Below are 23,693 nucleotides of genomic sequence, written 5' to 3'. Positions count from 1 at the left end.
CGCCCCGAGCGGCCGGAAACCGCGAGTACCCCGCGTGACCGGGCGGTGACTTCACGCGTTTTCCGCGTACTGTCCGGATCGGGCCGCGTTCATTCCGTGAACGACCTCACAGGGCGACAATTCGGCTCTTGCCGGAGGCAGTGCCCCGGAACGGACGGTCAATTTCCGTTTCCGCTCGCTCCATTGGCGGGCGATCAGTAGCCTCAGCTCGAACACTGGATCGCCTGCGCAACACCCGAGCGTTGGAGTGATGGATGGAGCGTCCCGCCTGGGCTCCGCGGAGCATCGACATCACGGTGCCGTCCGTGGCCCGGATCTACGACTACTACCTGGGCGGTTCGCACAACTTCGAGGTCGACCGGGAAGCGGCCCGCAGGGCCATGGAGTTCATGCCGGGGCTGCCCAGGATCATGCAGTCCAACCGGGCGTTCATGCGTCGCGCCGTACGGTACGCGGCCGGTGACGGCGTCACCCAGTTCCTGGACATAGGCTCCGGCATCCCCACCTTCGGCAACGTGCACGAGGTCGCCCGCAAGGCCTGCCCCGGTGCGCGCGTCGTGTACGTCGACCACGACCCGGTGGCCGTCGCGCACAGCCAGGCCGTCCTGGAGGGCGACGGGGACGCCGACGTGGTCGCGGCCGACCTCCGCAAGCCCCGGGACATCCTCGAAAGCCCCCAGGTGCGGCGCCTCATCGACCTGAACCGGCCGGTCGCGCTGCTCCTCGTTGCCATACTGCACTTCGTGGAGGACGCGGACGACCCGTACGGAGCGGTGGCCGAGCTGCGCGACGCGCTCGCGCCCGGCAGTCTGCTCGTGCTCTCGCACGCCGCGTACGAGGGAATCCCGCTGCCGCCCGAGCGGGCCGAGGGAGCGGTCGACGTGTACAAGGACATCCGCAACCCGCTGATCATGCGCTCGCGCGACGAGATCGCGCGGTTCTTCGAGGGGTACGACATGGTGGAACCCGGACTGGTGCCGATGGCGAACTGGCGGCCCGACACGGCTCCCGAGGACGAGGATCCGTACGCCTTCTCCGGATTCGCCGGCGTGGGGCGTACGGCATGACCGCGGAGCCGGACGGGCCGGAGGACAGACTGCGCCGGTTCGCGACGATCTGGAGCCGGGCGGTCTTCCCGGTGACCTCCACGTCGCTCACCCGCCCGGAGCTCGAGGAGCGGCTCCTGCCACTCGCACGGCGGCTGAGCGAGGCGCTGCGGGCCCGGAACTTCGACGCGGACGCCGGCAAGCAGGTCGGCGCCGCACTCGTCGACGCGCACTGCACCGACCCCGAGGCCCTCAGTCACTCGCTCGACTGCGTGGACGCCTACCTGGTGCTGTACTGCGGCGAGGACGGCTCCGCGGAGGACCTTCGCGCCCGTTCCTCCCGGCTGCAGCACGCCATGGCCGCCGGGTACGCCGAGGCACTGCGGGCGCGGACGCTGGCCGAGCAGGAGGCCATCGCCCAGGCCGCCCTCAACGCCCAGGGACTGGTCGCCCAGGCGCTGCACGAGAGCGAGGCCCGCTTCCGCGCCGTCTTCGAGGGCGCCGCCATAGGCATCGGCATCGCCGACCTCGAAGGCAACATCCTGCAGGTCAACGGCGCGCTGCTGCGCATGTTCGGCGGCTCCGAGCACGCGGTGCGCGAACGCAACGTGCAGGAGTGGACCCACCCCGAGGACGCCCCCCAGGTCTGGCGCCTGTACGAGGAACTGGTCCGGGGAGAGCGCGAGCACTACCACACCGAGAAGGCTTTCTACCGCCCCGACGGAACGGTTCTGTGGACCAACCTGACGGTCTCGCTCCTCCGGGACGCGGAAGGGCACCCCCGCTACCAGCTGGCGCTCATGGAGGACACCACGGAGCGCCGCCTGCTCAACCTCCGCCTGCGCTACGAGGCCACGCACGACGCGCTCACCGGACTGCCCAACCGCACGCTCTTCTTCGAACGCCTGGAGAAGGCGCTGTCGGCGGGCGAGGGTCAGCGCTTCGGTCTGTGCTACCTCGACCTCGACGGCTTCAAGGCCATCAACGACAGCCTCGGCCACGCGGCCGGTGACCGGCTGCTGGTGGAGATCGCCGACCGTCTGCAGTCCTGCGCCACCGCCCCCGGCGAGATGGTCGCCCGGCTCGGCGGCGACGAGTTCGTGGCGCTGACCACCGGCACCGACACCCAGCGCGGGGTCGACGAACTGGCCGACCGCATCATGAACGCGCTCGTCACCCCGGTCCGTATCGACGGCCGTGAGCTCCTCGTGCGCGGCAGCGTCGGCATCGTCGAGGGCCCGGCGGGGGAGCGCGGCCCGGCGGAGGTGCTGCGCAGCGCGGACATCACCATGTACCGGGCCAAGTCGGCGGGCGGCAACCGCTATGAGATGGCCGACGCGGAGGCCGACGCCCGCGCCATCACCCGGCACGGGCTCACCACCGCCCTGCCCGCGGCGCTCGACCGCAGCGAGTTCTTCATCGAGTACCAGCCCCTGGTGCACCTCGGCGACGGCACGGTGCGTGGTGCCGAGGCCCTGGTGCGCTGGCTGCACCCGCAGCACGGTGTGCTCGGGCCGGACCGTTTCATCCCGCTGGCCGAGCACACCGGGCTGATCGTGCCGCTGGGCCGGTGGGTGCTGGAGCAGTCGGTGCGCCAGGCCCGGGACTGGCAGGAGCGGCACAAGGACAAGGTGGGCACGGGCCCCCTGCGGGTGAACGTGAACCTGTCTCCCTGCCAGCTCACCCACCCTCGTCTCGTGCAGGACACGGTGGACATCCTGGAGCGTGCGGGGCTCGAAGCGGACGCGCTCTGCCTGGAGGTGACGGAGTCGGCGTTGATCGGCGCCGACAACGAGGTGCTCAAGCCCTTGCGCCGACTGGCCGAGATGGGCGTCGACATCGCTCTGGACGACTTCGGCACGGGGTACTCCAACCTGGCCAACCTGCGGCGGCTGCCGGTGAGCGTGCTCAAGCTGGACCGTTCCTTCACCCAGGGCATGCAGCAGTTCCCGGCGGATCCGGTCGACCTGAAGATCGTCGAGGGCATCGTGTCCCTCGCCCACAGCCTTGACCTCACGGTCACGGTGGAGGGTGTGGAAACGGGCGCGCAGGCCGAGCAGCTGCGGATACTGGGCTGCGACACGGCCCAGGGCTGGTACTACGCCCGCCCGGGGCCGCCGGACCGGTTGCACGAGCTGGCGCTGGTGGACGCGACGGGCTGACGGCCCGGGGGTTGAACGGGGTTTCCTCGCCCCCGCCGCCCCTACCCGTCCCGTCCCTGGGGGCTGCGCCCCCAGACCCCCGCTGTCGGCCTGACGGCCTCGTCCTCAAGCGCCGGAGGGGCTGAGAATTCAGCCCCTCCGGCGCTTGAGGAGCGGGGTCCGGGGCGGAGCCCCGAGCGGGGTTGAAGGGGCGGAGCCCCTGATGACGGGACGGGTGGGGGCGGCGGGGGCGAGAAACCCTCGCGCTCAAGCCCCCGTCGTGGTCGACAGCAGCATCCGCTGCAGCTCCCGCGCCGCCCGAGGCGGAGCCACATCACTCCGGTGCGCCAGCGCGATCGTCCGGTGCAGCCCCGGCCGCGCCAGCGCCGTCACCCGCAGCCCCCGCCCCGCCCGCGTGGCCACCATCCGCGGCACCACGGCCACCCCCAGCCCCGCCCGCACGAACCCCAGCACCGCGTCCATCTCCCCGCCCTCCACCGCGAAGTCCGGCTCGAAGCCCTCGGCACGGCACGCGGCGACGGTCAGTTCCCGCAGGTCGTACCCGTGCCGGAACATCACCAGCCGCTCACCCTCCAGATCGGAGATCCGCACCGCACGCCGCCCGCGCCCGGGCCGGGTGGCCTCCGGCGACGACACCACCACCAGGTCCTCCCGCAGCACCTCCACCGTGGTCAGCGCGGGGGAGGGGCTGGGCAGCGGCAGCACGACCAGCGCCAGGTCCAGCGCGCCCCGCGCGAGCTCACGCACCAGATCGTGCGAGCCGCCCTCCTCGATCAGCAGCCGGATCCCGGGATAGCGGTCGTGGAAGGCGCGCAGTACGTCCGGCAGCAGGCCCGTGCACAGGCTCGGCGTCGCACCGAGCCGCACCCGCCCCCGCCGCAGCTGGACCAGCTCGGCCACCTCCTGCCGCGCCGTGTCCGCGTCCGCCAGTATCCGCCGGGCCAGCGGCAGCAGCGCCTCGCCCGCGTCGGTCAGCGTGATGTTGCCGCGCGCCCGCCGGAACAGTTCCGCGCCCAACTCCCGCTCAAGCGACCGGATCTGCTGGGACAGCGAGGGCTGGGCGACATGCACGAGCTCCGCGGCCCGGGTGAAGTGCCGGGTCTCGGCGACGGCCACGAAGTACTGGAGCTGCTGGAACTGCACCCTCCCACGATAGGACAGCCCTATCGAAACGAGCCGTACCATGTCTTGGACCGATCACGTGTCCCCGCTCTAGCGTCGTGTGCATGGCACTGGCAACGCGGACGGACCGACGGCCGTCCATGGCACGCACCGTGTGGGACAGCTCCGTCGGCAAGAAGACCGTCATGGCGGTCAGCGGCCTGATCATGCTGCTCTACCTCGTCGTCCACATGATCGGCAACCTGAAGATCTTCTTCGGGGCCGGGGAGTTCGACGGCTACGCCCACTGGCTGCGGACCGTCGGCGAACCCTTCATGCACTACGAGTGGACGCTGTGGCTCGTCCGCGCGGTGCTGGTCGTCGCGGTCGTCGCCCACGCCGTCTCCGCGTATCAGCTCAGCCGCCGCGACATCAAGGCCCGGCCCAGCAAGTACGTGCACAAGAAGCCGCGGGCGAGCTACGCCACGCGCACGATGCGCTGGGGCGGGATCATCCTCGGCCTGTTCATCGTCTGGCACATCCTGGACCTCACCACCGGCACCGTGCACTCCGGCGGCTTCCAGGAGGGCCACCCGTACCAGAACGTCGTGGACACCTTCTCCACCTGGTACGGCAACGTCATCTACATCGTCGCGATGCTCGCGCTCGGCCTGCACATCCGGCACGGCTTCTGGAGCGCGGCGCAGACCCTCGGCGTGGGCAGCCGCACCCGCGACCGCGCCCTCAAGACCTTCGCGAACGTCCTCGCGCTGCTGCTCACGGCCGGTTTCATCGCCGTGCCCGTGGGCGTCATGACCGGAGTGGTGAGCTGACATGACTACCTACGCCGAGTACCGGACCGGTGAGCCCGTCGTCGACGGCAAGGCGCCCTCCGGGCCCGTCAACGAGCGCTGGGACACCCGGCGCTTCGAGGCCAAGCTCGTCAACCCCGCCAACCGGCGCAAGCACACGGTGATCGTGGTCGGGACGGGCCTGGCCGGTGGCTCCGCGGGGGCCACGCTCGCCGAACAGGGCTACCACGTCGTGCAGTTCTGCTACCAGGACTCCCCGCGCCGCGCCCACTCGATCGCGGCGCAGGGCGGCATCAACGCGGCGAAGAACTACCGCAACGACGGCGACTCCATCCACCGCCTGTTCTACGACACCGTCAAGGGCGGCGACTTCCGGGCCCGCGAGTCCAACGTCCACCGGCTGGCGCAGATCTCTGTCGAGATCATCGACCAGTGCGTGGCGCAGGGCGTGCCGTTCGCGCGTGAGTACGGCGGTCTGCTCGACACCCGGTCGTTCGGCGGCGTGCAGGTGTCGCGTACCTTCTACGCCCGCGGCCAGACGGGACAGCAGCTGCTGTTGGGCGCCTACCAGGCCCTCAGCCGGCAGGTCGCGGCCGGGAACATCGAGATGCACCCGCGCACCGAGATGCTCGACCTGATCGTGATCGACGGGCGGGCGCGCGGCATCGTGGCGCGCGACCTCATCACCGGCCGGATCGACACGTACTTCGCGGACGCCGTCGTGCTCGCCTCCGGCGGCTACGGCAACGTCTTCTACCTGTCGACGAACGCCATGAACTCCAACGCCACCGCGATCTGGCGGGCCCACCGGCGCGGCGCGTACTTCGCCAACCCGTGCTTCACCCAGATCCACCCCACGTGCATCCCGCGCACCGGCGACCACCAGTCCAAGCTGACCCTGATGAGCGAGTCGCTGCGCAACGACGGCCGCATCTGGGTGCCGAAGGCCAAGGGCGACACCCGCCGGGCCGCCGAGATCCCCGAGGACGAGCGCGACTACTACCTGGAGCGCATCTACCCGTCCTTCGGCAACCTCGTGCCCCGCGACATCGCGTCCCGCGCCGCGAAGAACGTCTGCGACGAGGGCCGGGGCGTCGGTCCCGGCGGACAGGGCGTGTACCTGGACTTCGCCGACGCCATCAAGCGGATGGGGCGCAAGGCCGTCGAGGCCAAGTACGGCAACCTCTTCGACATGTACCAGCGGATCACCGACGAGGATCCGTACGAGGTGCCGATGCGGATCTACCCCGCCGTGCACTACACGATGGGCGGCCTCTGGGTCGACTACGACCTGCAGACCACCATCCCCGGCCTGTTCGCGATCGGCGAGGCCAACTTCTCCGACCACGGCGCGAACCGGCTCGGCGCGTCCGCCCTGATGCAGGGCCTCGCCGACGGTTACTTCGTGCTGCCGGCGACCATCAACGACTACCTCGCGCGCAACCCGCTGCACGAGGCCGTCACGGCCGACCACCCCGTCGTCCAGGAGGTGCTGGCCGAGACGGAGGACCGCCTCAACCTGCTCCTGTCCGTGGACGGCGACCGCACCCCCGACTCCTTCCACCGCGAGGTCGGCGAGCTGATGTGGGAGTTCTGCGGCATGGCCCGCACGGACTCGGGGCTGCGCAAGGCGCTGGAACGCATCCCGCAGATCCGCGAGGAGTTCTGGCGGCGCATCAAGGTGCCGGGCACGGGGGAGGAGTTCAACCAGTCGCTGGAGAAGGCCAACCGCGTCGTCGACTACCTCGAACTCGCCGAGCTGATGTGCCTCGACGCGCTGCACCGCACAGAGTCCTGCGGCGGCCACTTCCGCGAGGAGTCCCAGACGGCCGACGGCGAGGCGGCCCGCAAGGACGACGAGTTCGCGTACGCGGCCGCCTGGGAGTTCACCAGTACGGGCTCTGCCCCCGTGCTGCACAAGGAAGACCTGGTCTTCGAGTACGTCCACCCCACTCAGCGGAGCTACGCATGAAGCTCACCCTGCGCGTCTGGCGGCAGAAGAACGCCGACGCCGACGGAGCGATGTCCACGTACGAGGTGGACGGCATCTCGTCCGACATGTCCTTCCTGGAGATGCTGGACACCCTCAACGAGGAACTCATCCTGCGCGGTGAGGACCCGGTGGCCTTCGACCACGACTGCCGCGAGGGCATCTGCGGCGCGTGCAGTCTGGTGATCAACGGGGAGGCGCACGGGCCCGAGCGCACGACGACCTGCCAGCTGCACATGAGGTCCTTCAAGGACGGCGACACGATCGACATCGAGCCGTGGCGGGCCTCCGCCTTCCCGGTCATCAAGGACCTGGTGGTCGACCGGTCGGCCTTCGACCGGATCATCCAGGCCGGCGGGTACATCACCGCGCCGACCGGTGCCGCGCCCGAGGCCCACGCCACGCCGGTCCCGAAGCCGGACGCCGACTTCGCGTTCGAGCACGCGGAGTGCATCGGGTGCGGTGCGTGTGTGGCGGCGTGCCCCAACGGGGCGGCGATGCTGTTCACCTCGGCCAAGGTCAACCATCTGAACGTGCTGCCCCAGGGGGCGCCCGAGCGGGAGACGCGGGTGCTGGACATGGTGGCGCAGATGGATGACGAGGGGTTCGGGGGGTGCACGTTGGCCGGTGAGTGCGCGACGGCGTGCCCGAAGGGCATTCCCTTGGTCTCCATCACGAGCATGAACAAGGAGTGGCTGCGGGCTGCTCGGAAGGTCGCGAAGCGGTAGCGGCAGCGCCGTAGGGGTGTTGTTGGTTTCGGGGGGCGCACGCCCCCTCAAGAACGTTCGCCGGTCAGGTGCGGACGGGCGGGGCCGGGAGTGGTGCTCCCCGGCCCCGCCAAGATCTGTCGCGCCGCAGCCCCCTGGCATTCAGCAAGCCCACACCCCGCCTCTCTGCGAAGGTCACGCGCCGGTCAGTCGGTGTCGGGAAAACAGGAGCGAGCACGCCGTAACCAACCGGCGGCCCGCTCAGCTCCCGCCGCACAGGCCCGTCCGTCCCCAGGAGAGAGCCAGCCATGACCGGCGTATCCACGCTCGACAGCCCGCCCCAGGCGACCGCGCCCACCCGCTACACCGTCACCCTCGCCCGTGACGAGGCCGACGTGCGTGCCGCGCAGCGGCTGCGGCACGACGTCTTCGCCGGCGAGATGGGCGCGCTGCTGACCACTCCGCAGCCCGGCCTCGACGTCGACGCCTTCGACGCGTACTGCGACCACCTGCTCGTCCGGGACACCCTGACCGACCAGGTCGTCGGTACGTACCGGCTGCTGCCGCCGCAGCGCGCCGCGGTCGCCGGGCGGCTGTACTCGGAGGGCGAGTTCGACCTCGCACCGCTGGACGCGATCCGTCCCGGGCTCGTCGAGGTCGGGCGCTCCTGCGTGCACCCCGACCACCGTGACGGAACGGTCATCGGCCTGATCTGGGCCGGGATCGCGCGGTACATGATCCAGGGCGGTCACGAGTGGCTGGCGGGCTGCTGCTCGCTTCCGCTCGCCGACGGCGGCGCGCTCGCCGCGGGTACATGGGACCGCGTACGGGCCAAGCACCTCGCTCCCGAGGGCTACCGGGTGCGGCCCCTGCTGCCCTGGGCCCACGACGACGTGGTCCGGCCCGGGCAGCGCGCCGAACCGCCGCCCCTGCTGCGCGGCTACCTCCGCCTCGGCGCCTGGGTGTGCGGTGAGCCCGCGCACGACCCGGACTTCGGCGTCGCCGACCTGTACGTGCTGCTGCCGATGAGCAGGGTCAACCCGCGCTATCTGCGGCACTTCCTGTCGCTGCTGCCGGCCTGATGAGCGTCTGGCTGCCCAGCGCGCCGTGCACTCCGAAGGCGTGCGTGGAGCCGACGGGGTCCACCGCGGCCCTGCCCCGGGCGGTGCTGCGGCTGACGGCGGTGACGGTCCTCCTGCTCGGGGGGATCGCGCTGTTGCCGATCGGCAGGCGGGTACCGGACCGGCTGGTGCGGTGGTGGTGCCGGGCGATGGTGCGGGCCGCGGGCGTCCGGGTCCGTGTCACCGGCACCACCGCGCCGTCGGGCGGGGTGCTCCTCGTCGCCAACCACATCTCCTGGCTGGACGTCCCGCTGCTCGCCGCCGTGCGTCCGGCCCGGATGCTCGCCAAGACCGAGATCCGGCGGTGGCCGGTGGCGGGCCCGCTGACGGCGCGGGCCGGTGTCCTGTTCATCGAACGGGACAGGCTGCGCGTCCTGCCGGGGACGGTCGACCGCGTCGCCGGTGCCCTGCGCGCCGGCGCGGCGGTCGCGGCCTTCCCCGAGGGCAGCACCTGGTGCGGGCGGGGCGGCGGCACCTTCCGCCGCGCCGTCTTCCAGGCCGCCCTCGACGCCGGCGTCCCCGTCCAGCCCGTCCGCATCCACTACCGGCACGGCGACGGCACCGCCAGCACGGCCCCCGCCTTCGTCGGAGAGGACACCCTGCTCGCCTCCCTGTGGCGGGTGGCGACGGCTCGCGGTCTGGTGGCCGAGGCCGAGGTGCGGGACGTGGTGCCGCCTGGCACCTGCCCCGACCGCCGCTCCCTCGCCCGCGCCGCCGAGGTGTCCGCGGGGCTGGGGGAGCGCGTGGAGCCCCACCACAGGGCCGTGGTCTAGCCGGCGGTGATCCGGGCCAGTCGCCGGTAGGAGTCCAGCAGGGCCGCACGGTCGTAGGTGCTGGTGGTGACGAGGAGTTCCTGCGCTCCCGTCTCCTTCAGCACCGTCTCCAGTTCGTGGGCCACCTGGTCCTCCGTACCGGCGATGTGGCCGGTGAGGCCGGACTCGTAGAAGCCGCGCTCCTTGGCGGTCATCGCGCGGGTCTCGACCTCGTCGGCCGGCGGCAGCGGGGGGAACGTGCCGTACGTGCGCGAGTACGCCATCGACCAGGCCTCGGGGAGCAGCAGGCGCCGGGCCTCCTCGGGCGTGGCGGCCACCGCGACCGTGCCCGAGATGACGACGTACGGCTCCCGGGCCCAGCGAGAGGGCCGGAAGGCCGCGCGGTAGTGGTCGATGCCGCGCTGCATCCTCTCGCGGTCGCGGAGGTCGCCGATGACCATCGGCAGGCCCGCCCGGGCGGCGATCGCGGCGCCCTCGCCCATCGCGAGCACGAACGGCGGCACCGCCAGACCCTCCGCCGGGCGCGCGTGCGCACGCGTCGGAGACGTGCCGCGGAACCAGCCGAGCAGTTCGTCGAGTTGCCCGGCGAAGTCGTCCGCGTCGCCCTTGTCCCGCCCCAGGGCCCTGCGCACCCCGTCGGTGAAGCCGACGGACCGGCCCAGGCCCATGTCGATCCGCCCGGGGAAGAGGGCCTCCAGAACCCCGAACTGCTCGGCCACGACGAACGGCCGGTGGTTGGGCAGCATCACCCCGCCGGTGCCCACCCGTATGCGTCGCGTGGCCGCCGCGACGGCCGCGGCCAGCACGGTCGGCGCCGAACCGGCGACTCCGGGCACACCGTGGTGCTCCGACACCCAGATCCGGTGATAGCCCAGGTCCTCCAGCTCCCGCGCGAGTGTGACCGTGTCCCGCAAGGCCTCGGTGGCGTCGTGCCCCTCACGGGTGCGGGAACGGTCGAGGACCGAGAACCGGGTCTGTGCGATCACTGAGGTCACATGGAGTTCAACGCGCGGCGGGCTCCGGGATTCCCGCGTGTTTTACACAACCGGAGCCGAACACGATGGCGTAGTCAGCGCAGTGAGCCGAACGCAGCCCGCACCTCCTTGGAGAAGAGCTCCGGTTCCTCCCATGCGGCGAAGTGGCCGCCGCTGTCGACCTCGTTGAAGTACGTGAGCTTGGGGTAGACCGTCTCGACCCAGCTGCGCGGGGCAGCCCAGAGCTCGCCGCGGAACGTCGTGAAGCCGACCGGAACCGAGACCGCCGGAGGAGCCTGGCCGGCCGCCTGGGCTGCCGCCAGGGCCCGTCCGAACTCCCAGTACCACCGGGCGGCCGAGGTTCCGGTGCCCGTCAGCCAGTACAGCGTGATGTTGTCGACGATGTTGTCCCGGGTGAGATTGCCCACGGGCTCGCCGTCCACGAACGCGCGGGAGATCTTCAAGTAGCTGTCCGTGTCGTGGTCGAGCAACCAGGCCGCCAGCCCGACGGGTGAATCCAGCAGGGAGTATCCGATCGTCTGCGGCCGGGTGGACTGCTCCAGGAAGTAGCCGAAGCCGTCCGTCATGAACGTGTCGACCGCTTCGTGCGCCGCGCGTTCCTGCTCGGACTCCGCAGGCAGTTGGTCCTTGAAGCCGAGCGCCCCGGCGAGCAGGTTCATGTGGATGCCGAGCAGCCCCTCGGGTGCCTGGCGGCCCATCGCGTCCGTGACGGTGGCGCCCACGTCGCCCCCTTGGGCGACGTGGCGCGTGTAGTCGAGGCGGCCCATCAGCTCCGCCCACGCGCGTGCGATGCGGCCCGACTCCCAGCCGAGCTCGGTCGGCTCGCCCGAGAAGCCGTAGCCAGGCAGGGACGGCAGCACCAGGTGGAACGCCTCCTCGGGGGTGCCGCCGTGAGCGGTCGGGTCGGTCAGCGGGCCGACGGTCTCCAGCAGCTCGATGACCGAGCCGGGCCAGCCATGAGTCATGATCAGCGGCAACGCGTGCTCATGCCGCGACCTGACGTGGATGAAGTGGATCCCGACCCCGTCGATCTCGGTCGTGAACTGCGGCAGCGCGTTCAGCCGCGCCTCGCATCTGCGCCAGTCGTACTCGGTCGTCCAGTAGCGGGCGAGCGCCTGCAGCGTCGCCAGTCGCACGCCCTGCGACCGGTCGGCGACGAGTTCTTCAGAAGGCCAGCGCGTCGCCTCGATCCGGCTGCGCAGCTCGGCGAGTTGCTCCTCCGGAACCTCGATCCGGAACGGACGGATGGCTGTTGCTTCGGCCGTGACGGGCATAGCGGCGCTCCTCGGTTCGCGGACGGGCGGGAAGCCTCGTAACCGGTGGCGTGGCGAACCGTTCGTACGACGCGGTGTTCATCGCCGTGTCGGCGACCGGGTATCGCATCGACTGCTGCACGAGTGTTCGCCGCGTTCCGTGGCCATCAGCGCCGGCGCGGTCGTCATGCTGCCGTCCACCGATTCGCCGGCCACCGCCATGCGACTGGCGTCCAGGGCCTTTGGCTGCTCCGTCTTTGGTGTGATCCACTGGGCGGCGGCGTAGCCCTGCTCTTCAGCTTCCCGTCAACCAGGCAAACGCGGCCTGGTGGATGCCCGCTGTTGCGGCACGTCTCCATTTTCGTGACGCTTTCCATCTAACACCCGCAAAAGGGGCAGTTCCAGTCCGGGGCGAACGCCGTCGGCTGCGCGGCCCGCGTCTCCGCGCGCTCGGGGTCCTCGCCGAGTCCGCTCTGCGGCGGGGGCGGGCCAGGTGCCGGCCCCGTCACGCCCCACAAGCGTCGCCGTTACGGTACTGCCACCCGCCCGGTTACGCGCCCCAGGCAGGGACTACTGCCCGTTTGACATGGTTCGGACCGGTGGCATGGTGGTAGGCGGGGGCGAGAGTCGGGAGGCTGGACGTGGCATTCGATTCGGCATGGCGCTCCGCAGCGCGGCAACTGCCGCTCAGGCTCACCGTCGGTGCGTTCTTCCTCAACTCCGGACTGTCGAAACGCGACGCGGACCAGGCAACCGCTGAGGGACTCCAGCAGTTCGCCACCGCCACTTACCCCTTCCTGGGCAGGCTCGACGCCCAGAAGCTCACCCGGCTGCTCTCCACCGGGGAGATCGCCGTTGCCACCGCGCTGCTCCTGCCGGCCATGCCCGCCGCCATCGCCGGAGCCGCCCTCACCGCCTTCTCGTGCGGCACTCTCGGGCTCTACATGCGTACGCCAGGCATGCGCCAGGAAGGCAGTCTGCGCCCCACCGAGCAGGGAATCGCGCTGGCCAAGGACGTCTGGTTGCTGGGCGTCGGTATTTCCCTCATCACCGAGGGCGTGACCAAGGACCGGGGACCCGTGGAGGCCACCCTCAGCCGTTGGCGCATGCTCCGGCGCTGATCAACTCCCACCCCAGGGGAAAAGGCTCCAGGGGAGCCAACATGGCCACGGCCAAATGGTTCTTCGAGCCCGGCCATACCGGGCGCGGAACTCCGCGCCAGGCGCATGATGGTCACTTACGTGCGCGGGCAGTTCAAGAACGTGCACGGCTGGCTGGAGGTCGATCCGGACGAGCCGGAGAAGGCCCGCGTCAAGGCGACCATCGACGCGCCACAGGTGTACACCGGTCAGCCCGGCGTGACGCCCACCTGCGCAGTGCCGACTTCGTCGACGTCCAACACCACCCGACGTGGACATCCCTCGGCTCACGCGTTCATCAGCTCAGCGCAACCGAATGCGAGGTCACCGGGGATCTCGCTGTAAGGGGACGGCCCGGGGGCCCAGGAGGCGTACGGGCTCCACGGCCACCACCCGTATCAATCGCCATGCTTTCGGGGTGAGTGGAACGACGTGGTCGACCGGGGCGGAGTAGTCGTCAGCGCCATCGTCGATGTCGTGGTCGACATCGAGGCCGTCCTCAAGGCCGGCGAAACAGCCGCTGACGTGTGACTGCAAAGGCTGAGCCGCTGTCTGGTCCGCAGTGGACCTCCATCATGGCGGCGCCGCCTTGCTGAACGGGCTGCCCATGGCCCACGGGCAGCCCGTCGCCCACCTCACCGGCCTGGCGGTCCACCGGGCCTCGGCCACCTACCGGGGTGAGCCCTTGGCCGGAGGTCACGGGCGTTGTCCTCGGGCGGCGCGAAGCCACGACGTGTGAATTCCGCTCGCGTCTTTCACAATGGAGATGTCGTCCCCGGGGTCGTCGGCGTCGTGTCTCCCCTGACGGAATGGGGCAGATCCATGGGAATCGTTTCGCGAGGCTTTCACGGCCGGGCACGCCCCGCCGATGTGAAACTGCCTCCCGGGCAGTACCTGACCGAGGACTTTCCGGTGTTGTCGGCCGGTCCTACGCCGAGCATCGCACGGGAGGAGTGGGAGTTCACCATCACGACCGAGAGCGCGACGCGCCACAGCTGGTCGTGGCAGGAACTGCTGGCGCTGCCGAGCGAGCGGCCGACAGTGGACCTGCACTGCGTGACCAAGTGGTCGAAGCTGGGCACCGGCTGGCAAGGGGTGTCGCTGGACACGCTGTTCGCCGATGTGGAGACGGCGGCCGAGTTCGTGCTGGTCCACTCCTACGGCGGCTACACGACGAACATCCCGCTGGAGGACCTGCTGGGTGGCAAGGCGTGGATCGCCTACCAGTATGAGGGGGAGGACCTCGCTCCGGTGCACGGCGGCCCGGCCCGGCTGCTGGTACCCCATCTGTACCTGTGGAAGTCGGCCAAGTGGGTGCGGGGCATGCGGCTGCTGACCGAGGACGAGCCGGGCTTCTGGGAGAGCGCCGGCTACCACGACTACGGTGACCCATGGCGCGAGCAGCGGTACCAGGGCGACTGACGGCGCCCCTGACCTGGCAGGCCGCCCGGCTGGTCGGTCTGCGTGACGAGACGCCTTCGGCTCGCACGCTGGTCTTCGACGTGCCCGGCTGGTCAGGGCACTTGCCCGGCCAGCACGTGGACGTGCGGCTGACCGCCGAGGACGGCTACAGCACCCAGCGCAGCTATTCGGTGACCTCGGCACCCGACGGCGAGCGGATCGAGCTGACGGTGCAGCGCGTGCCCGACGGGGAGGTCTCGCCGTATCTGGTCGATGTGATGGAGACCGGTGATCTGGTGGAGATCCGGGGCCCGGTGGGCGGCTGGTTCGTCTGGCGCCCGGCCGATACCCGGCCGGTGCTGCTGGTGGGCGGCGGATCGGGGATCGCCCCGCTGATGGCCATGATCCGCACGCGCCGCAGCCTCGGCAGCCGTACCCCTTTCCGGCTGATCTACTCGGTCCGTACCCCGGAGGACCGGTACTACGCATCCGAACTGCGCTTCCCGCAGCCCGGTGACGGAGGTCTGGAGGTCACCCACCTCTACACGCGGCACACGCCTGACGGCTGGCCGCGACCCGCCAAGCGTCTGCAACTCGCGGACCTGCAGACCCACGGCTGGCCACCGGAGTTCGAGCCGGTCTGCTTCATCTGCGGGCCGACCGGCTTCGTCGAGACCGCAGCGGCCCAGCTGGTGGCCCTGGGCCACGAACCGCGCCGGATCAGAACCGAACGCTTCGGGCCCACGGGAGGCTGATATGGACCAACACGACACCATGGACTACCAGGACGGCAACGCGCTCGCCGGTCCCCTGGGCGAGCTGTTCACCGCGGACGTCACCGTGGCCTCCGGGCGCTGCACCGGCTGTGGGCACACCGCTCTCGTCGCCGACCTGCGCGTGTACGCGCACGCCCCGGGCATGGTGGCCCGCTGCCCGAACTGCGGCGCGGTGATCCTGCGACTCGTGCGGGCCCCCGACGCCGCATGGCTGGATCTGCGCGGCACGGTCTGCATGCGCGTCCCGCTGCCGCCCGTATGAAGCCACCGCCCGTGGCAACGCCGTCGTTGACGGTGGTCGTCGCGATGCGGGCGCCGTCATCTCTGTCAAGTCCAGCATGTCGAAGCGGTCGCGCACGCCAGCCGTCCGGTGCCTGCGCCTCTCGGGACGGGGACGACGCGGCGGGTGCCGAGGATCCGGGCGGCCTCGGCGGCCTGGGCGCTGTCCAGGACGACGGGCAGGCCGTCGAAGAGCCCGGGGAAGCGGGGTGCTCCGGAGAAGAGGAGGGCGGTGTCCACCAGGGCGAAGCGCTCGGCGATCTCCCTGACCGGGTCGAGCGAGGCGTTGTCGCCACTGACGTAAACCCTCGGCAGGCTCTCCCCCGTCAGGACGAAGCCGACGACCTGGCCGGTGAACGGCTCGACCTCCTCACGCGATCCGGGCCGCGGATGGCGGGCACGTCGGTGACGGTGACGGTGCCGCCGCCCGGCCGCTCCAGCTCGATCGACTTCCAGTCGGCCAGGCCTTTGGCCTTCGCCCCGCGGCATCGCTCGCGGATGCGCTGCGCGCACCCTCGACTTGAACACGGGAAGATCAAGGCGTTGCGATCGAGACGGGCAGGGCTGAGGTGGCAGATGCGCGCCTCGCGGGAAGAGGGATGTCGGCCATGGGCGGCGGAAAGGCAAGGCCCCGTTCCGGGATCTTCCGGGCGATGACGGTGAACGTGTTGGCGAGGCGGCATGCCGATTGGCAGCGGCGCAGGCGCCTGTTGGAGCGGGGGGTGCAGGACTGGCAGCCGCATGTCGTCGCCCTGCAGGAGGTCGTCCGCCGCGAGGGCTATGACGGTGTGAGGGAACTGCTGGGAGAGGGCTGGCATGTGGCCGCACACCCGCGTTGGTCCGAGGACGGGGTGGGGGCAGCCGTCGCCAGCCGATGGCCGATCACGGCCGTATGGGCGGATGCGTTCGGCGATGTCGGACGGGAGGCGATGGCAGCGTGGTGTGGGGTGACGGTCGCGGAGGTGCAGGCGCCCAGTCCGTTCGGGACAATGCTGGTGGTGCACCACAAACCGAGCTGGGAGCGCGGCCAGGAGCGGGAGCGGGAGGCGCAGGCCGTCGCTGCCGCCCGTCTCGTGGAAGCCATGGCGGGAAACGGTCATGTCGTGTTGCTCGGGGACTTCGATGCCCCTCCTGACAGCGCGAGTGTGCGGTTCTGGACGGGTCGGCAGTCGTTGGGCGGCCTGAGCGTGTGCTACCGCGACGCATGGGAGACGGCTCATCCGGGCGAGCCGGGTCACACCTTCTCCCCTGTCAACCCTCTCGTGCGGCAGGGTGAGATGCCCGAGGAGGAAGGGCGGCGCGTCGACTACATCATGGTTCGGTGCGACGACTACGGACCGACCCTGCGTGTCGATCTGTGCGAGCAGGTCTTCTCCGAGCCCGTCGACGGCGTATGGGCGAGCGACCACTACGGTCTCGTCGCCGACCTGCTGCTCCCCGCCCATAGGCCCGGCTCATGGGCCTTGGACTGAGCGACGCTGTCCTGACGCTGCGCAGAAGCGGGAAGGGCGCACGCGAGGAGGTTCGCTACAGGGCTGGACACAGGCGCAGACCACCCGCTGGTTACCGCGCGACTCGCGCACTCAAGTGACCATTCAGTCGAGTCAGTGAGGGACCTACGAGGGGCAGTTTACCTACGGGTGAACTGGTGAGCCGGTAGTCCTGTGGGCCGCTGGCAGCGGTCCGGTGCCGTCTGTGTCCGGCAGAAGCGCGAGGGGGCAGGTGTGGGGGAAGTGGGGCAGAGCGGGGGACAGCCGGGACGCCATATCGTCTGCCGCACTCCATCATGCTCATCACTCATGCCGTGCTCTTCTCGGCGACGCCGAAAGCGGCGACCTTACGGACGGCGATGATGGAGACCGTCAGCGCGATACTGCTCCACGACAGATCACCCGCGAGGCGGATCAGGCCGGCGGCCATGAGAAAGTCCAGGAGGAGCGGCAGGGCGGAGCGGATCGTGCGCGTGGCCGCGTAGGCCGTCAGGAACGACACGACGCCGGCTGCGACAACCAGCAGCGCGGCTGCCTCGATCACCGCGTTCACGCTACGTCGCCTTTCGTCGTTCGGCCCTGGCTCCCGCGTCCTGCTGGGGTTCCCTTTCTGTGTCCCGTTCGAGCTCGGCACGTTCACGGGCGATCTCACGGCCCAGGATGTAGTTGAGCGCCGTCCGGATGGCGGCGATCGCGGCGAGCTGCCCGATCTCGGTGAAACTGGGCGCCACCGCGGTACGCAGCACATCGCCCGCCAGCTGGAACTCGAGTCCCAGCACGAGAAACCTGCCCAGTGTCAGCCGGATCCGGTTGAAGCCCTGCCCCTGCCCCCCGCCACGCACCACGGCCGCGATGAAACGGGCGAACGCCCAGACCGCCCCCACAAAGATGATCAATGCGCCTGCGGTTTCCACCACACGTACGAGCCCACCGATGGCCTCACGCAGGTCCGACTCCGGCAGTACCTCCCACGACAGGATCATGCCTGGCGGTTACCCGCCCTCAGGAGCCCTCTCACCGAGCGGCTGCGAGGCCCGTCCAATGGCAGACAGCAGACGGACCCACCGCCACGGCCCACAGCCGGCCGCGTGCTCGCCGTGCACATGTCTTCCGTGCCTGGCCGCGACCCGCGGTACCAGCGCCGAGGCCGCCGACTACGGATCTGCCTCGCGACAGAATGACTGCCCGAAAAAGGGGGCACTCGGCGCTTTCCCGGCCATCGCCCCGCCCCGTTCTGGAGGAGCCATGCCGTCCGAACTCGTCCCCGTGGCCCACCGGACCGTCGACGTCGACGGTGTCGAGGTCTTCTACCGGGAGGCGGGACCCCCGGGTGCGCCCGTCGTGCTGTTGCCGCACGGGTATCCGTCGTCGTCCTTCCAGTACCGCACCCTGATGCCCGTGCTCGGCGACCGGTGGCGGCTGATCGCGCCGGACTTCCCAGGGTTCGGGTACAGCGAGACGCCGGACCGGGACCACTTCGACTACTCGTTCGCGGGGTACGCCCGGCTGCTGGAGCGGTTCACGGAGGTGCTCGACCTGCACCGTTACGCGCTCTACCTGTTCGACTACGGCTCACAGGCGGGGCTGCAGCTGGCCGTGCGGCACCCCGAGCGGATCGCCGCGCTGGTCATCCAGAACGGGGACGCGTACGCCGACACGCTCGGACCCAAGTACGCGGCGCTGCGCGAGTACTGGGCCGACCCCACGCCCGAGCGGCGGGCCGCTCTCGCCGAGGCGGTCACCGAGCGCGGGCTGCGGGAGGAGGTCATCGGAGAAGTGCCCCCGCACATGGCCGAGCTGATCAGCCCGGATCTGTGGGAGCTGTCCTGGCCGGTGCTCGGGCGGTCACCCAACCGCGAGATCATGGTCGACCTGTTCGCCGACATCAAGAACAGCGTCGGCCGGTTCCCCGACTACCAGGCCTATCTGCGCGGAGCCCAGCCGCCCGCGCTGATCGTCTGGGGACCGCACGACGGCTACATGCCCGAGGAGGCGGCGCACGCGTACCTCACCGACCTGCCCGACGCCGAACTGCACATCCTCAAGGACGCCGGGCACTGGGCGCTGGAGACCCACCTCCACGAGATCGCGGGGCTGATGAGGGAGTTCCTGGGCCGCGTGCATCCGTAGGGCCGTGATCAGCCGGCCGGCGGCGGTGAGCACCGCCATCCTGGCCATCAGCTCACGTACGTCGCGTTCTGCGCCGTGGTGACCACCTTCTGCCCGTCGGCCCGGGTGAGCAGCCCCGCCGACACCCACGCGTCCACGGTCGACCGTACTCGCGTCACCAGCGCGCCCTTGCCGGCGAACGGTGCCCCCGCCCAGACCTCGTCCAGGAGCGTCGTGCCGTCGGACCTCGCCGGGTTGGCCACACCGGAGTCGGTGGTGCCGAAGACGACCTTGGGCTCGGAGCGCCGGACGTACGCGTGCGTCGGATCCTCGGTGCCCTCGGAGAAGGGGGCGAACTCCGTGCCGTTCAGCGTGTAGTGGAGCGGCTTGCCCGACACGGGCGTCAGTGAGGGCAACAGGTCGCCGGACAGCGCCGCGTTGGCGTACAGCCCGGCCTGGAGGTAGCTGGTGCTCGCGTTGCGGCCGACCAGGTTGACCGGGCCGTAGAACAGCGTCTGCAGGGACGGGTCGTCGAGTGCCTTCTCCACGCGCAGCCGGAAGGGCATGGTGACGCGCACCGTGTCTCCGTTGCGCCAGGTCCGGGAGACGGTGAAGTAGCTGCCGGGGGCCGAAGTGCCGCTGACCGTACCGCCGTTGACGGTCACCTTGAAGCCGCTCGTCGCCCAGGACGGCACGCGCAGCTTCAGCTCGAAGGCCGCGCTGCCCCCGCCGATGGTGAGCGTGGTGCCCTGTTCCCTCGGGTAGTCCGTGGTCTGTGTGACGGTGACGCCCTTCTGGGACCAGGTCAGGGTGGACGGGCTGTAGAGGTTGACGTACAGCGCGCTGCCGTCGGCCTTCTGGAAGTACACCGAGTCCTGGTACTTGGTGGCGCTCTCCATGCCCGTGCCCTCGCAGCAGGTGGTGCCCTGCTTGGGCGTGTAGTCGCGCACGTGCCCGGGCCTCAGGCCGATGAAGTACGTGACGAGCGGCTTCTCCGCGTCGGCCTTGTCCTGCTTGGAGCCGAGGACCTGGTTGTACAGGGCCCGCTCGTAGTAGTCCATGTACTTCGGGTCCTGGTCGTGGAGGAACAGCATCCGGCTCAGCTTGAGCAGGTTGTACGCGCAGCAGGTCTCGGCGTTGGTGTCGCTGATCGTCCCCGCGATGACCCCGCGGGCCTTCCAGAACTCGGCGGTGCTCGTCCCGCCGATGCCGTACATGCGGTGCGGGACGACCATGCCCCAGAAGTTCCTGGCGGCGGTGAGGTAGCGGGTCTCGCCCGTCGCGTCGTACAGCCGGACGTAGCCGGTGAAGATCGGGATGTGCTGGTTGGCGTGCAGCCCGTCGAGTGTGTCCGTGTTCGCGGCGCAGGCGTCGATGAGTTTGTCCAGGTCGAACAGCTTGGCCAGCGCGAGGTGTGCGGCCTTGCCGGTGATCGCGTGCAGGTCGACGATCGTCTCGACGATGCCGCCGAACTCGCCGCTGGAGAAGATGCCCCACATCCGCTGCAGGGTGGCGTCGGGCAGCTTCGACAGCCGGGAGTACATCCAGTCGCACATGCCGGACGCCAGGTCGAGCGCCCGGTCGTCGTCCGTGGCGAGGTACGCGTCGAGCAGACCCTTGAGGATCTTGTGCGCGGTGTAGTAGGGCGCCCACACCTTGGTGTAGTCGCCGCTGGTCATGGACTCCAGCGCGATGAACTGGGTCTCCGGGTACGCGGCGAGGAACCCGGCGTGGCTCGGCCCGCCCCAGGTGCGGCGCAGGGTGGCGGTCAGCCCGCGCCCCGAGGCGTCCGCGAACGTGCCGCCCGTGGTCTCGAAGAAGTCGTACGAAACCAGGTCGCCCCGGCCGGCCGGGGTCGCGGAGGCCCGGTTGCCCTGCAGCGCCGTGATCTCGGCGGCGGTCAGGGCCCGCGACCAGACGTTGAACTCGTCGAAGGCGCCCGCGAACACGGGGTCGGTGGAGAAGTTGGAGCGGCCCAGCCAGTTGTTCGCCAGGGTGCCCAGCGCCGCCGGGTTGAGCGTCATCGACGTGTTGGTGGCGACGGCCGTGCCGTTGACGTAGAGGGTGCCGGTGCTGCCGCTGACGGTGACCGCGAGGTGGCTCCACTGGCCGATCGGGAGCGCGGCGGTGCCGTTGAGGCCCTGCTCACCGCCGGGCCCAGTCGTCGTGATGGCGAAGCGCGGGACGCCGCTCGCGTTGCGGGCGGCCAGGTACAGGTACCGGGTGGTGTTGTCACCGAAGTCGAAGACGCGGGTCCAGTTGGCGTCGTGCGTGGGCTTCACCCAGGCCGACAGGGTGATCGCCGAGGCACCTCCGAGTACCGTGTTCGGCAGGTCGACGTACTGGTACGAGCCCCGGACGTTCTCGTGGGCGGTGCCGAACCTCCCCGTCACACTGAGCATGACCGGGTCCGCGCGCAGCGCCGCGCGCACGTCCGTCAGCGCGCCCACCATCGTCCGGATCTTGTCGGCGTACACCTGGTCCCCGGTGGACGCGTACGCCTGCGACAGCATGGTCAGGAAGTGGCCGGTGTAGTGACCGCGCAGGTTGCCGTTGGCCTCGCCGTCCAGCCCCTCCCAGCCGCCGGGGGCGACGGCACCGCCCGTGGAGAGCCCGGCGTTGGCGCGGAACACCTGCAGCAGCCGGTTCACGTCGTAACCGCGCCCGTGATCGAGCATCAACTGGCGCTTCGTGGCGAAGACGCCCTGGCCCAGCTTGACGTCCTTCAGCTCGAACGGCCGCAGCGCCCAGGCGGACGGCGCCGGGACCGTCGTCGCCGCCGCCCGGCCGGTGGCGGCGTACGTCATCGCCGGCATGGCCGTGGCGAGCAGCGCGGCCTGGAGGAGGGCTCGTCGGGGGAGGGCGGGTGCCATGCGTTCCTCGTCTCTGCGTGGGGGTTGAGGCCGGCCTTGCCGGGCGAGGCCGCAGTGCGTTCGAAATGCCGTACGCTGTGCGACAGTTCGACCAGAAGATAGGTTTGGGGAGCGATCACGTCAACGCTTGCGACGCGTTCTGTTCCGGTTGACGCGTGCGGGGGCCCGGCGGCGGTGGGTGGTCATCTTCCGCGGTCCGTGAGGCTGTTGGGACTCCCGCCGGGCGGGGCCGCTGGAAATCCGCGCGTCACGGGCCGTCGTCCTGCTCAACCGCGCCTCCGGCGCGCGGAACATGACCGCCCGCTGGGCCGACCGCGGCCTGACGGGCGCCTCCGCGACGGCCGCAACCTCCGCTCGACGAGGAGCGGCCCGCCGCGGACCTGGTCCGCGGCGGGCCGCCCTGTGTCGTGGGTCCTCTGCCCGTCTCCTTCCGCCCCGTCGCCGGCCGGGGCGGAAGCGGGGGTCACACGGCGGCCCAGCCGTCGTCGACGGGCAGGACGGCGCCGTTGACGAAGGCGGCGGCGTCGGAGGCGAGGAAGACGATCGCGGCGGCCTGTTCCTCGGCCGTGCCGATCCGGCCGATGGTGGCGCCGATGAACTGACCCACGACCGCGGGCCCGTGGGCCGCCTGGTCCGCGTCGACCTGGATGCCGGTCATCGTGGGGCCGGGGGCGATGGCGTTGGCGCGGATGCCCTGCTTGCGGTACATGACGGCCAGGTTCTTCACCAGGCCGATGACGCCGTGCTTGGAGGCGGTGTACGCGGCGCCGGCGGCGCTGCCCCGCAGGCCCGCCTCGGAGGCGGTGAAGATGATGGAGCCCCGCTCCGCGGCCAGCATGTGCGGCAGGGCGGCACGGGTCAGCAGGAACGGAGCGGTCAGGTTGATCCGGATGACCCGCTCCCACTCGGCGTCGTCGACGTCCGCGAGGGCGGACATGCGGTCCATGATCCCGGCGTTGTTGACCAGCACGTCCAGCCCGCCGAAGGCCTCCACGGTCCGCTCGACGACCGTGTCCACCACGGCCTGGTCGCTCAGGTCGCCGATGACCGCGAAGGCGGTGCCCCCGGTGCTCTCGATCGACTTGACGGTCTCCTCGGCTCCCTCCGGGTTCAGATCCGCGACGACGACCTTCGCGCCCTCCTCGGCGAACCGCAGGGCCGCCGCCCTGCCGATGCCGCTTCCGGCGCCGGTGACGACCACACTGCGGTCCTGAAGCCCGGTGCTGCTCATGCTGCCTCCTCATCTGGGTGGACGGAGCGGGTTCCGGCTGGATACGCGTGGTACGGCTGGTGGCATGTGCGATGGGGCCGGTAATTGAGTCAGGCAAGCACAGGGGTTTACTTAAGTCAAGCAATCGCAGCCATATTGCTTGACTTACGCAAGTGCGCGGTATGCTGGTGTGCATGTCCACACCACCGCCGGCGGGCGCGGCCCTCGAATCGGCCATGGGTGAAGCGCCGGCCCGGGCCGCGCCCCCGGCGTGACGCGCGGGGCCCCGTCATACGAGCGGCGAGTGGTCCGGGTGGCGGCGAGGGGGTCCTCGATCCGGCTGCTCGGTGGGGGAGTTCGCCCCCCGCCGACCGAGGTCACCGCCGTGCCCGTCACTCCTTCGCCCTCCCGCGGCCCCACGGGGCCCTCAGTGACGCCCGCGTGTGCCGGCCGCCG

General features: G+C 70.6%; 21 protein-coding genes and 2 pseudogenes. 14 read left to right on the top strand and 9 right to left on the bottom strand.

The window, feature by feature from the left end:
* Positions 1–254 precede the first annotated feature (254 nt).
* On the top strand, positions 255–1,067 hold the full coding sequence (locus ACZ49J_RS06350; RefSeq protein ID WP_467452061.1) for an SAM-dependent methyltransferase: 813 nt from the start codon (positions 255–257) through the stop codon (positions 1,065–1,067).
* Positions 1,064–3,208, top strand: coding sequence for a putative bifunctional diguanylate cyclase/phosphodiesterase (locus tag ACZ49J_RS06345; protein ID WP_467452060.1), 2,145 nt, complete (start codon positions 1,064–1,066; stop codon positions 3,206–3,208). The genes ACZ49J_RS06350 and ACZ49J_RS06345 overlap by 4 nt, the downstream gene beginning before the upstream one ends.
* A 246-nt stretch (positions 3,209–3,454) precedes the next feature.
* Here the strand turns inward: ACZ49J_RS06345 and ACZ49J_RS06340 are convergent, their stop codons facing one another.
* On the bottom strand, positions 3,455–4,351 hold the full coding sequence (locus ACZ49J_RS06340; RefSeq protein ID WP_467452059.1) for a LysR family transcriptional regulator: 897 nt from the start codon (positions 4,349–4,351) through the stop codon (positions 3,455–3,457).
* 119 nt (positions 4,352–4,470) lie between these two features.
* On the opposite strand from ACZ49J_RS06340, the gene ACZ49J_RS06335 reads away from it, so the two are divergent.
* The 5 genes from ACZ49J_RS06335 (at position 4,471) to ACZ49J_RS06315 (ending at position 9,712) form a co-directional block, all read left to right on the top strand.
* Complete coding sequence (locus ACZ49J_RS06335) at positions 4,471–5,142, top strand: succinate dehydrogenase (RefSeq protein WP_467452277.1); 672 nt, start codon at positions 4,471–4,473, stop codon at positions 5,140–5,142.
* Between the two features lies 1 nt (position 5,143).
* The gene (locus ACZ49J_RS06330; RefSeq protein ID WP_467452058.1) at positions 5,144–7,093 is read left to right on the top strand and encodes a fumarate reductase/succinate dehydrogenase flavoprotein subunit; all 1,950 of its coding nucleotides are present in this window, start codon (positions 5,144–5,146) and stop codon (positions 7,091–7,093) included.
* Positions 7,090–7,839 (top strand): succinate dehydrogenase/fumarate reductase iron-sulfur subunit, encoded by a 750-nt coding sequence (locus tag ACZ49J_RS06325; protein ID WP_467452057.1) that lies wholly within the window; start codon positions 7,090–7,092, stop codon positions 7,837–7,839. The genes ACZ49J_RS06330 and ACZ49J_RS06325 overlap by 4 nt, the downstream gene beginning before the upstream one ends.
* 287 nt (positions 7,840–8,126) lie before the next feature.
* The gene (locus tag ACZ49J_RS06320) at positions 8,127–8,900 is read left to right on the top strand and encodes a GNAT family N-acetyltransferase (RefSeq protein WP_467452055.1); all 774 of its coding nucleotides are present in this window, start codon (positions 8,127–8,129) and stop codon (positions 8,898–8,900) included.
* A complete protein-coding gene (locus tag ACZ49J_RS06315; protein ID WP_467452054.1) occupies positions 8,900–9,712 on the top strand; it encodes a lysophospholipid acyltransferase family protein in 813 nt (270 codons plus the stop codon). Before ACZ49J_RS06320 ends, ACZ49J_RS06315 begins: the two co-directional genes overlap by 1 nt.
* Here the strand turns inward: ACZ49J_RS06315 and ACZ49J_RS06310 are convergent.
* The 3 genes from ACZ49J_RS06310 to ACZ49J_RS06300 form a co-directional block, all read right to left on the bottom strand.
* Entirely contained in the window at positions 9,709–10,707 is a 999-nt protein-coding gene (locus ACZ49J_RS06310) for an LLM class flavin-dependent oxidoreductase (RefSeq protein WP_467452052.1), read from the bottom strand. The genes ACZ49J_RS06315 and ACZ49J_RS06310 overlap by 4 nt on opposite strands.
* A gap of 74 nt (positions 10,708–10,781) precedes the next feature.
* Complete coding sequence (locus ACZ49J_RS06305; RefSeq protein WP_467452051.1) at positions 10,782–11,981, bottom strand: epoxide hydrolase family protein; 1,200 nt, start codon at positions 11,979–11,981, stop codon at positions 10,782–10,784.
* Positions 11,982–12,059: 78 nt separating this feature from the next.
* A complete protein-coding gene (locus ACZ49J_RS06300; RefSeq protein ID WP_467452276.1) occupies positions 12,060–12,227 on the bottom strand; it encodes a hypothetical protein in 168 nt (55 codons plus the stop codon).
* 374 nt (positions 12,228–12,601) lie between these two features.
* Between ACZ49J_RS06300 and ACZ49J_RS06295 the strand changes: the two genes are divergently transcribed.
* The 5 genes and pseudogenes from ACZ49J_RS06295 to ACZ49J_RS06275 all read left to right on the top strand — a co-directional run bounded on the left by ACZ49J_RS06295 (position 12,602) and on the right by ACZ49J_RS06275 (position 15,538).
* Entirely contained in the window at positions 12,602–13,081 is a 480-nt protein-coding gene (locus tag ACZ49J_RS06295; RefSeq protein ID WP_467452050.1) for a hypothetical protein, read from the top strand.
* A 105-nt stretch (positions 13,082–13,186) separates the two neighbouring features.
* Positions 13,187–13,521, top strand: a pseudogene (locus tag ACZ49J_RS06290) (YceI family protein).
* 400 nt (positions 13,522–13,921) lie between these two features.
* On the top strand, positions 13,922–14,521 hold the full coding sequence (locus ACZ49J_RS06285; RefSeq protein ID WP_467452049.1) for a sulfite oxidase-like oxidoreductase: 600 nt from the start codon (positions 13,922–13,924) through the stop codon (positions 14,519–14,521).
* On the top strand, positions 14,491–15,255 hold the full coding sequence (locus ACZ49J_RS06280; protein ID WP_467452048.1) for a ferredoxin reductase: 765 nt from the start codon (positions 14,491–14,493) through the stop codon (positions 15,253–15,255). Before ACZ49J_RS06285 ends, ACZ49J_RS06280 begins: the two co-directional genes overlap by 31 nt.
* A 1-nt stretch (position 15,256) precedes the next feature.
* Positions 15,257–15,538 (top strand): DUF6510 family protein, encoded by a 282-nt coding sequence (locus tag ACZ49J_RS06275; protein WP_467452047.1) that lies wholly within the window; start codon positions 15,257–15,259, stop codon positions 15,536–15,538.
* A gap of 125 nt (positions 15,539–15,663) precedes the next feature.
* Here the strand turns inward: ACZ49J_RS06275 and ACZ49J_RS06270 are convergent.
* A pseudogene (locus ACZ49J_RS06270) lies at positions 15,664–16,037 on the bottom strand (MBL fold metallo-hydrolase); the annotation flags it as partial.
* A 117-nt stretch (positions 16,038–16,154) separates the two neighbouring features.
* On the opposite strand from ACZ49J_RS06270, the gene ACZ49J_RS06265 reads away from it, so the two are divergent.
* Positions 16,155–17,027, top strand: a complete 873-nt coding sequence (locus tag ACZ49J_RS06265; protein WP_467452046.1) for an endonuclease/exonuclease/phosphatase family protein — start codon at positions 16,155–16,157, stop codon at positions 17,025–17,027.
* 325 nt (positions 17,028–17,352) lie between these two features.
* Here the strand turns inward: ACZ49J_RS06265 and ACZ49J_RS06260 are convergent, their stop codons facing one another.
* Together ACZ49J_RS06260 and ACZ49J_RS06255 are read right to left on the bottom strand one after the other, a co-directional pair.
* Positions 17,353–17,598 (bottom strand): hypothetical protein, encoded by a 246-nt coding sequence (locus tag ACZ49J_RS06260; RefSeq protein ID WP_467452045.1) that lies wholly within the window; start codon positions 17,596–17,598, stop codon positions 17,353–17,355.
* A gap of 1 nt (position 17,599) precedes the next feature.
* Entirely contained in the window at positions 17,600–18,028 is a 429-nt protein-coding gene (locus ACZ49J_RS06255) for a DUF1622 domain-containing protein (protein WP_467452044.1), read from the bottom strand.
* A 262-nt stretch (positions 18,029–18,290) separates the two neighbouring features.
* Here ACZ49J_RS06255 and ACZ49J_RS06250 point away from each other — a divergent pair, with 262 nt between their 5' ends.
* Positions 18,291–19,175 carry an alpha/beta fold hydrolase gene (locus tag ACZ49J_RS06250; RefSeq protein WP_467452043.1) on the top strand — a complete coding sequence of 295 codons (885 nt, stop codon included), beginning with the start codon at positions 18,291–18,293 and terminating at the stop codon, positions 19,173–19,175.
* Positions 19,176–19,222: 47 nt separating this feature from the next.
* On the opposite strand, the gene ACZ49J_RS06245 is transcribed toward ACZ49J_RS06250, so the two are convergent.
* Complete coding sequence (locus tag ACZ49J_RS06245; protein ID WP_467452042.1) at positions 19,223–22,027, bottom strand: beta-L-arabinofuranosidase domain-containing protein; 2,805 nt, start codon at positions 22,025–22,027, stop codon at positions 19,223–19,225.
* Positions 22,028–22,490: 463 nt separating this feature from the next.
* Positions 22,491–23,258, bottom strand: a complete 768-nt coding sequence (locus ACZ49J_RS06240) for an SDR family NAD(P)-dependent oxidoreductase (RefSeq protein ID WP_467452041.1) — start codon at positions 23,256–23,258, stop codon at positions 22,491–22,493.
* Between the last annotated feature and the right edge of the window lie 435 nt (positions 23,259–23,693).

The organism is Streptomyces sp. NPDC030840 (assembly GCF_055572015.1).
This window is presented reverse-complemented; position numbering and strand designations above follow the sequence as displayed.

What these genes read in the sequence shown, in the direction of transcription:
- ACZ49J_RS06350 (WP_467452061.1), top strand. Translation starts at nt 255, where the DNA reads ATGGAGCGTCCCGCCTGGGCTCCGCGGAGCATCGACATCACGGTGCCG.
- ACZ49J_RS06345 (WP_467452060.1), top strand. Translation starts at nt 1,064, where the DNA reads ATGACCGCGGAGCCGGACGGGCCGGAGGACAGACTGCGCCGGTTCGCG.
- ACZ49J_RS06335 (WP_467452277.1), top strand. Translation starts at nt 4,471, where the DNA reads ATGGCACGCACCGTGTGGGACAGCTCCGTCGGCAAGAAGACCGTCATG.
- ACZ49J_RS06330 (WP_467452058.1), top strand. Translation starts at nt 5,144, where the DNA reads ATGACTACCTACGCCGAGTACCGGACCGGTGAGCCCGTCGTCGACGGC.
- ACZ49J_RS06325 (WP_467452057.1), top strand. Translation starts at nt 7,090, where the DNA reads ATGAAGCTCACCCTGCGCGTCTGGCGGCAGAAGAACGCCGACGCCGAC.
- ACZ49J_RS06320 (WP_467452055.1), top strand. Translation starts at nt 8,127, where the DNA reads ATGACCGGCGTATCCACGCTCGACAGCCCGCCCCAGGCGACCGCGCCC.
- ACZ49J_RS06315 (WP_467452054.1), top strand. Translation starts at nt 8,900, where the DNA reads ATGAGCGTCTGGCTGCCCAGCGCGCCGTGCACTCCGAAGGCGTGCGTG.
- ACZ49J_RS06305 (WP_467452051.1), bottom strand. Translation starts at nt 11,981, where the DNA reads ATGCCCGTCACGGCCGAAGCAACAGCCATCCGTCCGTTCCGGATCGAG.
- ACZ49J_RS06285 (WP_467452049.1), top strand. Translation starts at nt 13,922, where the DNA reads ATGGGAATCGTTTCGCGAGGCTTTCACGGCCGGGCACGCCCCGCCGAT.
- ACZ49J_RS06280 (WP_467452048.1), top strand. Translation starts at nt 14,491, where the DNA reads ATGGCGCGAGCAGCGGTACCAGGGCGACTGACGGCGCCCCTGACCTGG.
- ACZ49J_RS06275 (WP_467452047.1), top strand. Translation starts at nt 15,257, where the DNA reads ATGGACCAACACGACACCATGGACTACCAGGACGGCAACGCGCTCGCC.
- ACZ49J_RS06265 (WP_467452046.1), top strand. Translation starts at nt 16,155, where the DNA reads ATGTCGGCCATGGGCGGCGGAAAGGCAAGGCCCCGTTCCGGGATCTTC.
- ACZ49J_RS06255 (WP_467452044.1), bottom strand. Translation starts at nt 18,028, where the DNA reads ATGATCCTGTCGTGGGAGGTACTGCCGGAGTCGGACCTGCGTGAGGCC.
- ACZ49J_RS06250 (WP_467452043.1), top strand. Translation starts at nt 18,291, where the DNA reads ATGCCGTCCGAACTCGTCCCCGTGGCCCACCGGACCGTCGACGTCGAC.
- ACZ49J_RS06245 (WP_467452042.1), bottom strand. Translation starts at nt 22,027, where the DNA reads ATGGCACCCGCCCTCCCCCGACGAGCCCTCCTCCAGGCCGCGCTGCTC.
- ACZ49J_RS06240 (WP_467452041.1), bottom strand. Translation starts at nt 23,258, where the DNA reads ATGAGCAGCACCGGGCTTCAGGACCGCAGTGTGGTCGTCACCGGCGCC.